Here is a 15,531-nt window from a genome sequence, read left to right as displayed (position 1 = left end):
TGGCATAGCACTGGGAATGTAATGAAAACCATAGCGAATATAGAATTTAATCAACTCCCTTTAAGTGAAGGGATCATGACTGTTTCACAATGTATCCGTCATGATTTCCCGCTGATGAAAGTGCAAGCTCAGTTAGACGGCTTAGTCTCATCAGCCAAGTCTTGTATCGATTTAACCGCTGATAACGAAACAAAAATTCAGCAGTTAACCTCACTTTTTTACCAAGAATGGTCATTTGGCCCAGCTGAAGGTATTTATCTGTTATCAGATATGCTATGGCTAGACAAAGTACTGTCATCTAAGCAAGGTACGCCAGTGACACTCGGAGCCATCTTTTTGTATGTTGCCGAGCGCCTTGATATTGCGATTTATCCCGCTATTTTTCCTACACAATTATTATTTATCAGTGAAAGAAATGATGGCAGCCAATGGGTAATTAACCCTGTAAATGGTGAGTCTTTGTCATTACACACATTAAATTTATGGCTCAAAGGAACCGTTGATCCTTTTTCTGAATTTTACCATGACCAATTGGATGTCGCAGAAAACAGCGTTGTCATCCGTAAAATTTTTGACACATTGAAAGCGTCATTAATGGAAGAGAAAAAGATGGAATTAGCGCTGCGAGTTTGTGAAACGCTTCTGACGCTTGACCCTGAAGACCCTTACGAAATTCGTGATCGAGGGTTAATTCTTGCACATTTAGACTGTAATCATGTGGCGTTAAGTGATCTCAATTACTTTATTGAGCACTGCCCAGAAGACCCGGTTTCTGAAATGATTAAAATACAAATTTATTCGTTGGATAATCATCCAATCGTATTACATTAATTAACATACAGGCCAATGTCCCTGTTTCAATATTAAAGGTAAGAGTATGCAGCAGAAAGTAGTCAATATTGGTGATATCAATGTCGCGAACGACTTGCCGTTTGTGTTATTTGGTGGAATGAATGTATTAGAATCTCGCGATATGGCGATGAAAGTGTGTGAGCATTATGTCACTGTGACCCAAAAGTTGGGGATCCCTTACGTTTTTAAAGCATCATTTGATAAAGCAAACCGCTCATCAATCCACTCTTACCGTGGCCCAGGTCTTGAAGAAGGAATGAAAATTTTTCAAGAGTTGAAACAAACATTTGGCGTAAAAATCATTACAGATGTTCATGAGCCAGCACAGGCGGCTCCTGTTGCCGAAGTTGTTGATGTTATTCAATTACCGGCTTTCTTGGCTCGCCAAACAGATTTAGTTGCAGCCATGGCTAAAACAGACGCAGTAATTAATATCAAAAAACCTCAGTTTATCAGCCCAGGACAAATGGGAAATATCGTTGAGAAATTTATCGAAGGTGGGAACGATAAAATTATTCTTTGCGATCGCGGTGCAAACTTTGGTTATGACAACCTCGTTGTAGATATGCTTGGTTTTAATGTCATGGTTCAAGCATCAAAAGGCTGTCCTGTCATTTTCGATGTGACCCATGCACTGCAATGCCGCGACCCGTTCGGCGCAGCATCTGGTGGTCGTCGTGGCCAAGTTGCTGAATTGGCAAGAGCTGGAATGGCGGTTGGAATTGCCGGGTTATTCCTTGAAGCGCATCCAGACCCAGACAACGCACGTTGCGATGGCCCATCAGCACTGCCATTAGATAAGCTGGAACCATTCTTAAAGCAAATGAAAGCAATCGACGAAGTTGTAAAAAGCTTCCCTGAGTTAGATACGAGTCGCTAAGTTAGGCGGCTTATGCAACTCACTGAAGTCGTTTCTATGTTCGGCGCTGATTTGCAGCGCCGATATGGTGAAAAGATTTATAAAATTACCTTACATGGTGGTTTTAATTGCCCAAACCGTGATGGCACCCTCGGGCGAGGAGGCTGCACTTTTTGTAATGTGGCTTCTTTTGCTGATGAAAGTCAGTCATCTCAAACTATTAGTGAACAAATTCACCAACAGATCACCCGAATTTCCCGCGCAAAACGTTATTTAGCTTATTTCCAAGCCTATACCAGCACGTATGCCGAAGTGAGCCTATTAAAACAACTTTATGAAGAAGCCTTACTGCAAGCCGATATTATTGGTTTATGTGTAGGTACGCGTCCTGACTGTGTTCCTGATTCAGTGTTATCTTTGCTAAGCCAATATCAACAGCAAGGCTATGAAATATGGCTTGAGCTAGGTTTACAAAGTGCTCATGATAAAACGCTACATCGTATTAATCGCGGTCATGGTTTTGATGCATACCAACAAACAACGCAAAAAGCCCGCAGCCTTGGGCTAAAAGTGTGTACACATTTGATTTGCGGGTTACCCGGTGAAAATGCCCAAATGAATATGCAAACACTTGATAAAGTCCTTGAGTGCGGAACGGATGGCATCAAACTTCACCCTTTACATATTGTCGAAGGTAGTGTGATGGCCAAAAGTTGGCGAGCAGGACGTTTGGCAACGCTTTCTCTGGATGAATATACTGAAATTGCGGGTGAAATGGTGCGCCATACTCCGACTGACATTGTCTACCACCGTATCAGTGCCAGTGCAAGAAAGCCAACTTTGCTCGCCCCGAACTGGTGTGAAAATCATTGGGTGGGAATGAATAATTTATATCAATATTTCCTAAAATGGGGAGGGCAAGGCTCCGCGCTTTGACTTCTTTAATGAGAACAACTATGAAATCAAATTCTTATAAAGCTATTATCGTTTCATCTCTAATTACGCTTTCTTTTCAAGCCATAGCTCAACTTGATATTACTCCTGAAGATAAACAAAAATTTGTACAAACTCACCAAAAAGCAGTCAAGAAAGATGCCCTTGCTCAGTATCAACTTGCTCAAATGTATTTTTCCGGTTTAGGTGTCCTACAAAATCTTAACAGTGCGCGTTTATGGGCAAATGAAGCGGCAAAAAACGGTAATGGGGATGGTTATGCATTATTGGCGGATATCAATCTATTAAGTGATAGTTACTTTTCGCAGGAATTGGCTGATGCCCGTAAATACGCGACAAAAGCGGTTGAAATGGGCAGTACGCGTGGAAAAATCAGTTTAGCAGAGTCATTGATAAACCCAATTGCAGGCAAAACGGATTATCAACAATCGATAGAACTTCTTAATGAAGTTAATGCGTTAAATAACCCAGATTATTTCATTGCGCCTGTTTTGCTTGGTGTTATCTATTTAGATGGTAAAGGCGTTGCAAAAGACGAAAAGCAAGCACAGCAATGGTTTGATAAAGCAAATGAGATGACTTATCCGGGCTATGCAGAGTGGATGGCTGCATTTAAATTTTCTGAAGATAACACAGGAACAGTCACCATCGACCAAGCGAAAGCAAAAAAATTAAGAGAAATAGCCTGCGAAAAAGGAAAAAATGCAGGGAATGAGATGTTTTGTTTCAGTGAGTGATAGCTAAACCGCCATGCTATTTCACATGGCGGTTTGCTTTGACACCTAAGTTAAGGTGTTGTTGGTTTTTCTGTATCGATAGCTCCCGCCTGTTCGATAGCTTTAACGGCTTCAAGTGCATGATCTATTGAGTTATAAAAACTTAGCACGCCTTCAATAGGTGTCACTTTCGCTCTTGCCAATGTTTTTAATGGCTGGAATGGGATGTCACAAATTAAGATATGGGTATCTTGGCGTACGGCATCTATGAATTTTTCGAAAGCTTCTAAGCCCCCCGCATCCAACACAGGCACTGCGTCCCATTGCATAATAATCGTTTTATAGCCTGCGCTTTTGACACGTAATTCATCAAAAATACGCTCTGCCGCTGCGAAAAATAATGGGCCGTTAATTCTTACAACTAAGCGGCTTTGTTCTTCATCTGTTTCTGGTAGTTGCGTTGAACGGGTCATATTGGCAATACGACGCATAAATAATAAAGATGCGAGAACAATACCGACAGTGATGGCAATAACCATATCAAATAGAACGGTTAAGGACATGCACAGCATTAATACAATAATGTCATCTTTTGGCGCACGTTTAATCAGGTAAACGACTTTGCCTGCTGCACTCATGTTCCAAGCCACAATCAATAGTAATGCAGACATAGCGGCTAATGGTAGATAAGATAGCATTGGTGCAAGAACTAATAATGTAAGTATCACCAGTATTGAGTGAATAATTGCAGAAATAGGGGATGTTGCACCTGCACGAACGTTAGCTGCAGAGCGGGCTATTGCAGCAGTTGCGGTGATCCCACCAAAAAAAGGCGCCGCAATATTCCCCACACCTTGGCCAATAAGTTCACTATTGGAATGGTGCTTGGTTCCTGTCATGTTGTCTAATACTACGGCACATAACAGTGACTCAATTGCACCAAGTACCGCCATAGAAAATGCTGCAGGCATTAATGCGGTGATCATCGCCCAGTTAATTGGTGCACTTCCGGGGAGTTCCCACGGCAAAATAAATTGCGGTAGGATAGGGGGAATACCATTACCTTCAGTACCATCAGGTAATAAATAGCTAAATTCAGAGCCGATTGTCGCGACTTCCATGCCAAATAATGAAAGTACCCACATAACGAAAGTCCCGACAATAAGAGCGGGTAAATGACCGGGAAGTTTTAATTTTAATTTAGGCCAGAAAATAAGTACCAAAAGGGTTGAAAGCCCAATTAGTGTGTCACTGTATTGAAACGTGGGGAAGGTATTGCCAATAGCAATGAGCTTATCAACATAGTTTTCTGGGACATGCGCCATTTGCAAGCCAAAGAAATCTTTAATCTGCATAGTGGCAATGGTGATAGCAATTCCCGACGTAAAGCCTAGAGTGACAGAAACGGGGATGTATTCAATAAACTTACCAAAGCGAGCAAACCCCATTGCAAGGAGTATGACACCGGACATCAGCGTGGCGACTAATAACCCACTCAACCCAAATTGTTGAGAGACTGGGTAGAGGATCACCACGAAAGCAGCGGTGGGGCCGGAAACGCTATAGCGAGAGCCACCAGTTACCGCAATGATGATCCCAGCAATAGCCGCAGTATATAGCCCATATTGTGGCGGAACACCGCTAGCGATAGCCAAAGCCATCGCGAGGGGGATAGCGATAATACCCACGGTAATACCCGCGATTAAATCCTTAATAAAGCGGGTAGCCGTATATTTTTCTTTCCAACAAGAATCTATTAGCGCACTAAAAGGGCGCAACCTATTAATTTTTTTTGTACTCATTATACCCTACCAAATAACAGGGTGAAAAATAAACGAAAAATGTACCTATAAGGATACGCTTAGCAACCTGAAAAAAATCTGTTATGTATCAATAAATCTACAATTATCATAACGTTTTCAGTAACAAAAGTAAAAAAACGTTATATTATAAAGAAAAATAGTTAGAATATATTTTATATGGCTACGTCCCTGTTTGAGATATGTATATAGATAATAGCCATTGTATTTTTTAATCGTAAATATAAAAATGGCAGATTATAAATATAATTACATTGGCGAATAAAATATATTTAGAGTCATTTGAACAATAAAAATATTTAATAGTAGTGAAATAGAAGGGACTTGTTCGCGTTAAGGGATAACAGATTAACTGATATGATACCCGATCACGCTAATATCTTTTGTTTATCGATTCGTGAACGCATTCGCTTGAATTGGCTAGGTGTCATTGTGGTCATTTCTTTGAACTTTCGACAAAAAGCGCTGTGATCAGCGTAAGCACATTTACTGGAAATTTCAGTAATTGAAAAATCATCTTCGAGCAGTGCAATAGCATGTTCCAGCCGCATCTTTTGAATATATTGTTGGGGGGTTATCAAAAAAATCGCTTTAAATTGGCGGTTTAATTGAGAAAGCGAAAGGCCAGATATTTCAGCAAGCGTTGTCATTTTTATCGCAATATCAAAATGTTCACTGATATAGCGCTCAACACGGCTAAGTTGGTTATTCAGTTTAGGGCTGACCGATTTGACATCTTGTAAATCCACTGAAATTCCTGCAACCCCAATAACTTGGTTACGTGTATTAAAAATAGGAACTTTAGTTGTTAAACACCATCCCAACAAACCTGCTTTATACAGGTGCAGTTCAAGCTTATTAATGACGCTAATTTTCTTTTCCATCACTAAATAATCTTGAGAACTATAGCTTTGGCCGAGTTCTGAATGAAAAATATCCTCAGCACCTTTACCTACGAGATGGTTAACACTGTCGATTTTACAGCGGGTGGCTAAATTATCATTGGCCAAAACATACTTTGCATTATGGTCTTTCACAAAAAAGGTCACATTTGGCAAGGTATTAATGAGTGGCATAATCAAACCTAAATGGTTTAATAAAATATCAATATTATCAACGGGAAATAGCATGTTTTCCTGACTAATCAACAGCAATTTATTTAGATTGATCATGCCGCGCTCCGAAATATTAAATTAATTTTATTAATTCTGTTAAATATTTTTAGATTGTGCAGAAAACCGCATAAGTTTGTTAGAAAGATATCAAGAGTTGTTAACAAAAATCAAGCATTCTATTAACAATGATAATAGATAGGATGCTAACCAATGCAATCTCAATATACCAAAATTGAAGTTATCGACTCTCATACCGCAGGTGAGCCAACTCGGCTTGTTATTGATGGATTCCCCGATTTAGGGCAACAAAGCATGGCTGTTCGCTTAGATATTTTGCGTAATAGCCATGATGTCTGGCGTCGTACAACGATTTTAGAACCTAGAGGCAATGACATTCTAGTGGGAGCCCTATTGTGTAAACCACAAAACCCAGCGGCAACAGCAGGCGTGATTTTTTTTAACAATCAAGGTTATTTAGGAATGTGTGGTCACGGCACTATCGGCTTAGTGGCCTCGTTGCACTTTCTGGGGCATATCACTTATGGCAACCATCTTATCGAAACGCCAGTAGGAGATGTCACAGCACAATTACATCAAGATGGTAGCGTGAGTATTCAAAATGTGTATTCGTATCGTTATCGCAAAGCGGTACGAGTTGATGTCCCCGATCTCGGCACGGTTATTGGGGATATCGCTTGGGGTGGAAATTGGTTTTTTCTTGTTGAACAGTCGCCAGTTGCCATTGATTTCCAAAACATTAAATTACTGACAGAAGTCAGTTTAAAAATCAAGCAAGCCTTAGTTGACCAAAGTATCTACGGTAAAGATGGCCAAGAAATTGACCATATCGAATTATTCGGTTCACACCCCAATGCCAATAGCCAAAGTTTTGTGTTATGCCCAGGTGGCGCATATGACCGCTCGCCTTGCGGAACAGGGACTAGCGCTAAACTTGCCTGCTTAGCTGCAGATAAAAAGCTAGCGGCGGGTGAAATCTGGCATCAAGCCAGCGTGATTGGCAGCCAGTTTCAGGCCAGTTTTCAACAGGCGGATGAAAACGGCATTATTCCGACTATTCGCGGGCATGCCTATATCAGCGGAAAAAATACCTTATTGATCGATGAACAAGATCCATTTCGTTTTGGAATTTCGGTGGCATAGGGGAATGAAATGGAACGCAAATATCCAGTGATTGTCGTGGGTGGTGGCATTATTGGCCTGAGTATTGCTCTGACAGTGCAAGCGAATGGGTCACAAGTGTTGCTGCTTGATAAACATGAAATTGGCCAAGGTGCCTCATTTGGTAACGCAGGGCACATTGCGACAGAACAGGTTTTTCCGATTGCGGATCCGAGTATTTTAACATCAATTCCGAAAATGCTCCTTGACCCATTGGGCCCTCTGCGTCTGGATTGGCGTTACTTATTACCGCTAGCACCTTGGTTAATCAAACTATTAGGTAACATGCGTCATAAGCCTTTTACCCATATTCACCATACATTGATGACATTAAACAGTGCCGCTTTCGATTCATGGCAAGTATTTATTCAGAAATGGCAACTAAGTGATCTGGTCAAAATGAAGGGCTCTCTGTTGGTGGCTGAGAAAAAAGAAACACTTGATAAGCTAAGCCAGCACAGTGAGTACTTGCGCAGTGTTGGTGTAGCTAATCAATTGATTGATCAGGATGCGTTACTAACACGCGAACCTGCTTTATCCGAAAGCCAAATCGGGGGTATTTTTTATCCAGACACCGGCCATGTAGTGGATTTATGTGCGTTACACCAAAAGCTGACTGAGGCATTTTTACACGCAGGTGGACAGGTATTAACCCACTGTAAAGTAACCGAAATTACATCAACGTCGAATCAACAAGTGGTATTAACAACGACCCTAGGGCAGTTTACAGGGCAAAAAATAGTGATTGCGGGAGGGGCATTTTCCAAATCATTAGTGCGAATGGTTAGCCGCATCAATGTGCCGTTAGAAACTGAGCGCGGTTATCATTTGATGTTGCCCCATGAATTGGGGCGGTTATCAACACCCGTATCAAGTATGGATAGGCGTTTTATTATGACGCCAATGTCTCACGGGTTACGCCTTGCGGGCACAGTGGAATATGCAGGACTAAAACGTCCAGCCAATATGCAGCGCGCTCAACATTTTCTACCGTTAGCGCAGCCGATGCTGAAAACGCCATTGAACAGTCAACAATCTACACCGTGGATGGGATTTCGCCCATCAACGTCTGACTCTTTACCGGTGATCGACCATAAAGGCCCTTATATTTTTGCTTTTGGTCACCAACACTTAGGGCTAACCCAAGCAGCGATCACCGCAGATATCGTTAATAGTTTTATTCATCAGCAACCGACAAGTATCGATTGCACCCCTTTTTCCATTGAGCGATTTCTTTAATATTGAGGAGAATTCAAATGAATTTCCATGGCATTCTTGTTCCTTTAGTCACGCCATTTCATGATGATTTAACATTAAATATCAGTGCGCTTGCTGAGTTAACTGAAAAGCTTATTGAGCGCGGAGTTACCGGTTTAGTGGTCTGCGGAACCACGGGAGAATATTACGCATTAAATGAAGATGAACGTAAAACCGTACTGTCTACGGTTTGTAAAATTGCAAAAGGGCGAGTGACACTAATTGCGGGTATTAACGACCTATCAACCGAAGGGGCCATTGCACGAGCGAAACAAGCTCAAGAACTGGGTTATGAAGGCTTAATGTTATCACCACCACCGTATAGTTTACCGGACCAGCAAGGGGTCTATGCTCATTATGAAAAAGTCGCAAAATCAACACCACTGCCCATTATTATGTACAACTTCCCAGCTCGGATCGGCATTGAAATTGACATTGAAACGGTCATCAAGCTAGCTGAAATTGACAATATTGTCGCTATCAAAGAAAGCAGTGGAAGCTTTAGCCGAGCACTGCATCTATTACAAACACCATTCAAAAATTTTGAGGTCATTTGTGGTTGTGATGACCAACCAGTGGATTTCTTCTTTTGGGGTTCAAAAAGTTGGATAGCAGGAGCTGGGAATGTATTCCCAGCGGAGCAAGTTGCTATTTTTAATGCAGCGCAAGCAGGTGACTGGCAACTCGCTAAGCAGATTATGAATGAAATTTATCCTGCAATTTACTCAATGGAATCAGGAAACTATAACCAAAAAGCCAAAGCGGGCTGCTTGAATGGAACATTTTATGTAGGGCCGGTCCGTTTGCCGCTGTCAAATCTAGCGTCACAAGAACGCGATGAATTCATTAAATTGATTAAACGCTAGGGGGAAATATGACCATGACCCAACAGCAGGTATTTGAACATGCAAAACAAGGAAAACTGTGGGCTGGCAATTTAATTGCAGGGCATGCAGAACAGCAAAATAAATTAGAAAACCGGACTCCAATCGATAATAGCGTTATTGGTTTTATTGCTGATGGTGATGCGAACGATATTCATGCCGCGGTACAAGTAGCGCGTGACACCTTCAATCAAGGTGAGTGGCGTGGGTTATCACCTCAAGAGCGTAAAGCTATCATGCTTAAGTGGGCCAATCTCATTGAACAGCACAGTGAAGAGCTGGCGGCACTCGATTGTATAGATGCGGGTAAGCCTATCACTGAATGCTTAAATACCGATTTACCCGCAACCATTGAAACCTTTTATTGGTATGCCGAAGCAATTGACAAATTGTTTGGCAAAATTGCACCGACAAGCCATCAAGAATTGGGGCTGATAGTGCACGAGCCTATTGGCGTGGTTGGGGCGGTGTTACCGTGGAATTTCCCTGCTCAAATGTTTGCATGGAAAGTAGCTCCGGCTCTTGCTGTAGGCAACTCGGTGATTGTGAAACCTGCCGAATTAACCTCATTAAGTGCCTATCGAATGGTGGAACTGGCCTATGAGGCGGGTGTCCCTAAAGGCGCATTAAGTCTAGTTTGTGGATTAGGTGAAAAGGTCGGTGAAGCACTTGGTCGACATCATGATGTTGATGTTGTGTCATTCACTGGTTCGACAGATGTGGGACGTTTATTCTTAAAATATTCAGCAGAAAGTAACTTAAAAGAAATTGTACTCGAATGTGGCGGTAAAAGCCCTCAAGTGGTGTTTGAAGATGCCAATATTGAGGCTGCAATTCCACATATTATGGCGGCTGCCTTTTGGAATATGAGTGAAAATTGCAGCTGTGGTTCTCGTTTAATTGTGCATGAAAGCATCAAAAAAACACTATTAGACAAGCTTGCTGTAGCGGTTAAAGAATGGAAAGTGGGTGACCCAAGGCAAGTGGATGTTTCTATTGGGCCAATGGTCGAACAGGCTCATTTTGAGAAAGTAAAATCCTTTTTAGATACCACGGTAAAAGAGGGAGGAAAATTAATTGCGGGTGGGAAAATTCATCATGAATTGGGTGCTGGCTGGTACATCGAGCCGACAATTTTTGATGAAGTTACGCCTGAAATGTCGCTATTTAAGCACGAAGTTTTTGGCCCTATTTTAGCCGTTACATCCTTTAAAACAGATGATGAAGCGGTCGCTTTGGCCAATGACACTCAATATGGTTTAGCCGCTTCATTTTATAGCCAAAACATTCACCGAGCCATGCAAATTGCGCAGCGCATTAATGCAGGCACGGTTTCAGTTAATGGCTTTAGTGAAGGCAATATCACAACACCGTTTGGTGGCTTTCGTCAATCAGGTTTTGGCGGTAAAGATAACGGCTTAGAGGCATTTGAACAATATACTCAAACCAAGGTTATCTGGTTTATCCATCAGTAAAAACGTTGACCTGAGTACCCAAGTGGACTCAGGTTTTTTTTACCCTGCAAATACAAATAAACAATTACAATAACGAAGGAGTACAAAATGGAAGCCATCGTTAATACAATCGTTGGTTACATCTGGGGTAATGCATTAGTGGTATTATCGCTAGGTGTTGGGCTCTATTTTACATTAGCGACTCGCGGTGTACAGTTTCGCTACCTCATTAAAATGGTGTGTTTGTTAAAGGAAAATAAAGCGTCAAAAGAAGGCATTTCCTCCTTCCAAGCATTCTGTTTAGCGTTGTCAGGACGTGTGGGGGTGGGGAATATCGCGGGGGTGGCGACAGCCATTGCCGCCGGTGGCCCCGGTGCGATTTTTTGGATGGTTGTCATGGGGTTATTAGGTGGAGCAAGTGCATTTATTGAATCCACACTCGCTCAAATATACAAACAGCGCTCTGATGACCAATACCGTGGAGGTTCCCCTTACTATATCGAAAAAGGGTTAAAATTGAAGCCATTTGCCATTATGGTGGCTGCTGTTATTTGCCTATCTTATGGTGTGCTGGTTCCCGGTATTCAAGCCAATACCATAGCGGATTCCTTTCAATCCTCATTCAACTTACCCCCAATTGCCACTGGCGGCATTGTGACAGTGCTGATGGCATGGCTAATTTTTGGTGGTATAAAACGTATTGCGAGTGCAGCGGATAAGATTGTACCAATTATGGCATTGGCTTATATCGTCATGATGGTGATCATCTTGGGTAGCCATTACGAACAAGTGCCGGCTATGTTCAGTTTAATTTTCCGCAGTGCGATGGGAATGGACGCTGTATTCGGTGGTATTATTGGTACGGCTGTTTCATGGGGTGTGCGTCGTGCAGTTTTTTCCAATGTGGCCGGTGCGGGTGAAGCCACATTTAGTTCTGCGGCCGCTGAGGTAAGCCATCCTGTAAAACAAGGTTTGATCCAAGCATTTTCGATTTATATTGATACTGTCGTTGTGTGTACAGCATCGGGTCTGATGATCCTTGTCACGAATATGTATAACGTTTTTCCCGATGGCTCGGCAACGGCCTTAGTTGAATATGTCCCAGGGGTTGCAGCAGGAACTGCATGGACTCAGATGGCGGTATCAACCGTCTTTACTTCTGCAGGGTCAGGATTCGTCTCAATCGCTGTATTTTTATTCGCATTCACAACATTGATGGCTTATTACTATATCGCAGAAACCACAATTGTTTATCTTGATAGAAAATTGCGTTACCCCATTCTCAAATTGATACTGAAATTTGTATTTTTGATTATTGTTTTTATAGGAAGCGTGCAATCAGTCAGCTTAATGTGGAGTCTCGGTGATATCGGGTTCGGTAGCATGAGTTATCTCAATCTTATCGCCATTGTCTTCCTATCAAAACCTGCATTACGGGCACTGCGTGACTTTGAGCGGCAGGAAAAACTCGGTGTTGACCCAGTGTTTGACCCAAAAATAGCAGGAGTAGAAAATGCAGAACTTTGGGAAGATATAAGCCGCGAATATCACGAACAAGGAATTGGTATAGAACCGAAAGAGAAAAAAAATCAAGGGATGGCATATCAAGAAGAAGAGAGGAAAAACTAGAAGAAAAATGGCGGTGAGGGAGGGATTCGAACCCTCGATACGTTGCCGTATACACACTTTCCAGGCGTGCTCCTTCAGCCTCTCGGACACCTCACCGTTTTTCTAAAACTGTTGTGGAGTAGGAAATAAAAACCTGCTCTGCAACGGGGCGCTACTATAGGGAAAATAGCGTCTTACGTCAACTCCCTATTTCTCCTTTTTCCGACTTTTGTTGCTGTTTAGCTAAATAAAAAACAATTTGATTATTATCTAATCTTAAATGCAATCAACTAAGGTAAATAATACTTTTGATGTTAATTTTAAAACGGCAAGTCGTAGAGGTAAAAACCGTTAGCTAGTTAACAAAATTCTGATTGAGTAGCGTGTATAGGCTTGATTAACTTGAAAAGAAATGCCATTCGGCACACTCTGTTAGAAACCAAAGAGGAGTTGCCATGAATATTTTATTTTACCATCCATTTTTTGATTCAAAACAGTGGATTGACGGTATGAAAGCGCGATTACCCCAAGTGAATATTCGCCAATGGGAAAAAGGGGATAACCAAAGTGCAGATTACGCTATGGTTTGGTTACCGCCTTATGAATGTCTCGCTGGTCGCAGTGATTTAAAAGGTATTTTCGCGTTAGGTGCGGGTGTGGATGCTATTTTAAAGCAAGAACAAGACAAACCTGGGACTTTACCGGCAGGCGTTCCTGTCATGCGTTTGGAAGACACTGGAATGGCGATCCAAATGGAAGAATACGCTTGTGCAAAAGTGTTAAGCTATTTTCGTCGTATGGATGAATACCGCCAGTTACAATCACAGCGTCAATGGAAGCAATTACCAGCCTACCAACACGAAGATTTTGTTATCGGTGTGATGGGGGCTGGTGCATTAGGGCAAGCTGTTGCAAAGCGCTTAGTTAGCTTTGGTTTTCATGTAAGAACATGGAGCCGCTCTGAAAAGCAACTGGATAACGTGAAAAGTTATTTTGGTAATGACCAATTAGCCAGTTTTCTTTCTGGTACCCGCGTGGTTATTAACCTTCTGCCAAGTACGCCAGAGACCGTGGGTATATTAAACCAGCAACTGTTTAGCCAATTAGAGCAAGGGGCATATGTCATCAACCTTGCGCGTGGAGCCCATTTAGTTGAACAAGATTTGCTTGTCGCGCTTGAATCAGGGCAAGTGGCAGGTGCAGCACTTGATGTTTTTGCGAGTGAGCCACTATCGCAAATGCACCCGTTCTGGACACATCCACGCATCGCTATCACTCCCCATGTGGCAGCCTTTACAAAACCGAAAGAAGCCATGGATATGATTGTCAGTAATATCGAACGCATTGAAGCAGGCCAAGCCCCTGTTGGTGTGGTTGATATGCAACGCGGTTATTAGCCACTTTTTTGTTGTGAGTGGTCTTTGTGGCCACTTGCAATCATCTGTCCTAATCTTTTTCCTATTTTTTCGATATACTAAAGCCATTGCTTCAGTCACGAGGTGTGACTACCGGATCTGTAAAATAGGATAATATATGAACGAATTTTCAATTGTCTGCCGCATTTTGGGGACACTATTTCAACGTAGTCCCTCTGATAGCCTCGTAAAGCCGCTTATTGATATGATTGCTCAAGATAAATTAAAAGCATCATGGCCATTGGAACAAGATGAGTTGTGGTCACGCATGGCGAAAGATCTCGATATCAATGCGCTTAATGCGGATTACCAAGCTCTGTTTGCCGGTGGATCCCCAGCAGTTTCAATGTTAGCGAATGATTACGATTCTGAAATTACAGAAGCAGAGGTTCGCGAATTTTTAACGGTGAGAGGAATGTCTTTGACGAATGCGCCTGCTGATGCCTTTGGTGCTTTACTACTCGCAGCGTCTTGGTTGGAAGACCAAGCGGCGGAAGATGAAACCGCAGCTCAAGAAGAGTTATTTGATAGCTATATTCTGAGCTGGTATGGCAGCTTTTTAGGGAAGGTTGAAGCACATGCAACAACCCCATTTTACCGTACTCTAGCCCAAATTACCCGTGATGCTGTAATCGCACTGCGTGATGAACTTGACTCAGATGTGGAATGATTGTGATGCTGTCACTTTTTGGTGTGGGTGTTACTCGATTTTAGCCGACGATGTTGATTAATAATTTTGATTGAATTTGGCCTAATAAAAAAGGCAACAGATTTTCTTGTTGCCTTTAATGCTTTTATCAATCGAAATAATTTATGGTTAAAATCAATCGACTAGTGGAATGACCAGTTTACCTGGTTTGATTTCCAGCCCTTTAGCGAGTTTCTTCGCGGTTGCTTCAGCAGCACCATTATCTGGATTTAACACATAAACAGGCTGGGTTTCAAAGAAAGTTTCAAGTGAACTGTTTAAGTACGGAATAACAGCTGACATAGCGGTATCCATATTTTCTGGCGTCACTTTGTAATTGCTAATATTCAATTCTTTTAAGTAAATTGAGCCTGTTTTAGCGTCAAAGTAAGGGCGAGCAGTGAGTGTCAGGTTAATTTGTGCTTCTGCTTTACCAATAAGCGAGTCTAATTTAACGGTTGCATCCCCCGTTAATGCGACTTTCCCTGGTTCACTGCGGCCAATTTCTGATTTTAAATTCGCGAGCTGAATATCCGCATCAGCAAAACCCGTAATGCCGACTTTATGGTCATATTTTACTTTATTAGCAAGGTAATTATTAATTTGTGACTCACTAATACTAAACTCAGATAATTGGCTACAGCCCGATAACAGAGTGACAAAGCCCACCATAGCAGCGATTAAAAACTTCTTCATAAAGACTCCTTTTGCAGTAACACAGCTAGTTTAG

General features: G+C 42.0%; 14 protein-coding genes and 1 tRNA gene. 11 read left to right on the top strand and 4 right to left on the bottom strand.

From position 1 onward, the window contains the following. Window positions 1–21 precede the first annotated feature (21 nt). From sirB1 to PSF42_RS07415, 4 genes are read left to right on the top strand one after another with little or no spacing between them, the layout of a single operon-like run. Complete coding sequence (sirB1, locus tag PSF42_RS07430; protein ID WP_125891051.1) at window positions 22–831, top strand: invasion regulator SirB1; 810 nt, start codon at window positions 22–24, stop codon at window positions 829–831. 46 nt (window positions 832–877) lie between these two features. Then, complete coding sequence (gene kdsA / locus PSF42_RS07425; protein ID WP_004255137.1) at window positions 878–1,732, top strand: 3-deoxy-8-phosphooctulonate synthase; 855 nt, start codon at window positions 878–880, stop codon at window positions 1,730–1,732. 12 nt (window positions 1,733–1,744) lie between these two features. Then, window positions 1,745–2,647, top strand: a complete 903-nt coding sequence (locus PSF42_RS07420; protein WP_125891052.1) for a TIGR01212 family radical SAM protein — start codon at window positions 1,745–1,747, stop codon at window positions 2,645–2,647. A 20-nt stretch (window positions 2,648–2,667) separates the two neighbouring features. After that, window positions 2,668–3,402 carry a tetratricopeptide repeat protein gene (locus tag PSF42_RS07415; RefSeq protein ID WP_272679740.1) on the top strand — a complete coding sequence of 245 codons (735 nt, stop codon included), beginning with the start codon at window positions 2,668–2,670 and terminating at the stop codon, window positions 3,400–3,402. Between the two features lie 50 nt (window positions 3,403–3,452). Here the strand turns inward: PSF42_RS07415 and dauA are convergent, their stop codons facing one another. Beyond that, the gene (dauA, locus tag PSF42_RS07410) at window positions 3,453–5,183 is read right to left on the bottom strand and encodes a C4-dicarboxylic acid transporter DauA (protein ID WP_125891054.1); all 1,731 of its coding nucleotides are present in this window, start codon (window positions 5,181–5,183) and stop codon (window positions 3,453–3,455) included. Window positions 5,184–5,569: 386 nt separating this feature from the next. Beyond that, a complete protein-coding gene (locus PSF42_RS07405) occupies window positions 5,570–6,373 on the bottom strand; it encodes a helix-turn-helix domain-containing protein (protein ID WP_213912801.1) in 804 nt (267 codons plus the stop codon). 153 nt (window positions 6,374–6,526) lie between these two features. On the opposite strand from PSF42_RS07405, the gene PSF42_RS07400 reads away from it, so the two are divergent. The 5 genes from PSF42_RS07400 to PSF42_RS07380 all read left to right on the top strand — a co-directional run bounded on the left by PSF42_RS07400 (window position 6,527) and on the right by PSF42_RS07380 (window position 12,719). Further along, on the top strand, window positions 6,527–7,477 hold the full coding sequence (locus tag PSF42_RS07400) for a 4-hydroxyproline epimerase (protein WP_125891056.1): 951 nt from the start codon (window positions 6,527–6,529) through the stop codon (window positions 7,475–7,477). 9 nt (window positions 7,478–7,486) lie between these two features. Continuing rightward, window positions 7,487–8,734, top strand: a complete 1,248-nt coding sequence (locus PSF42_RS07395) for an NAD(P)/FAD-dependent oxidoreductase (protein ID WP_272679739.1) — start codon at window positions 7,487–7,489, stop codon at window positions 8,732–8,734. A gap of 17 nt (window positions 8,735–8,751) precedes the next feature. After that, entirely contained in the window at window positions 8,752–9,618 is an 867-nt protein-coding gene (dapA, locus tag PSF42_RS07390; RefSeq protein ID WP_272679738.1) for a 4-hydroxy-tetrahydrodipicolinate synthase, read from the top strand. A gap of 8 nt (window positions 9,619–9,626) precedes the next feature. Beyond that, window positions 9,627–11,111, top strand: coding sequence for an aldehyde dehydrogenase (locus PSF42_RS07385; protein ID WP_272679737.1), 1,485 nt, complete (start codon window positions 9,627–9,629; stop codon window positions 11,109–11,111). 87 nt (window positions 11,112–11,198) lie between these two features. Continuing rightward, the gene (locus PSF42_RS07380; protein WP_272679736.1) at window positions 11,199–12,719 is read left to right on the top strand and encodes an alanine/glycine:cation symporter family protein; all 1,521 of its coding nucleotides are present in this window, start codon (window positions 11,199–11,201) and stop codon (window positions 12,717–12,719) included. Between the two features lie 8 nt (window positions 12,720–12,727). On the opposite strand, the gene PSF42_RS07375 is transcribed toward PSF42_RS07380, so the two are convergent. Next, window positions 12,728–12,815, bottom strand: a tRNA-Ser gene (locus tag PSF42_RS07375). Window positions 12,816–13,153: 338 nt separating this feature from the next. On the opposite strand from PSF42_RS07375, the gene ghrA reads away from it, so the two are divergent. Both ghrA and PSF42_RS07365 read left to right on the top strand, forming a co-directional pair. Next, window positions 13,154–14,095: a glyoxylate/hydroxypyruvate reductase GhrA gene (gene ghrA, locus PSF42_RS07370; RefSeq protein WP_213912798.1), complete on the top strand. Its 942-nt coding sequence runs from the start codon at window positions 13,154–13,156 to the stop codon at window positions 14,093–14,095. Between the two features lie 136 nt (window positions 14,096–14,231). After that, on the top strand, window positions 14,232–14,783 hold the full coding sequence (locus tag PSF42_RS07365) for a TorD/DmsD family molecular chaperone (RefSeq protein ID WP_248468368.1): 552 nt from the start codon (window positions 14,232–14,234) through the stop codon (window positions 14,781–14,783). 153 nt (window positions 14,784–14,936) lie between these two features. Here the strand turns inward: PSF42_RS07365 and PSF42_RS07360 are convergent, their stop codons facing one another. After that, on the bottom strand, window positions 14,937–15,497 hold the full coding sequence (locus PSF42_RS07360; RefSeq protein ID WP_213912796.1) for a lipoprotein: 561 nt from the start codon (window positions 15,495–15,497) through the stop codon (window positions 14,937–14,939). Window positions 15,498–15,531 lie beyond the last annotated feature (34 nt).

Origin of the sequence: Providencia sp. PROV032, assembly GCF_028484875.1 — a bacterium.
GTDB lineage: Bacteria > Pseudomonadota > Gammaproteobacteria > Enterobacterales > Enterobacteriaceae > Providencia > Providencia rettgeri_E.
This window is presented reverse-complemented; position numbering and strand designations above follow the sequence as displayed.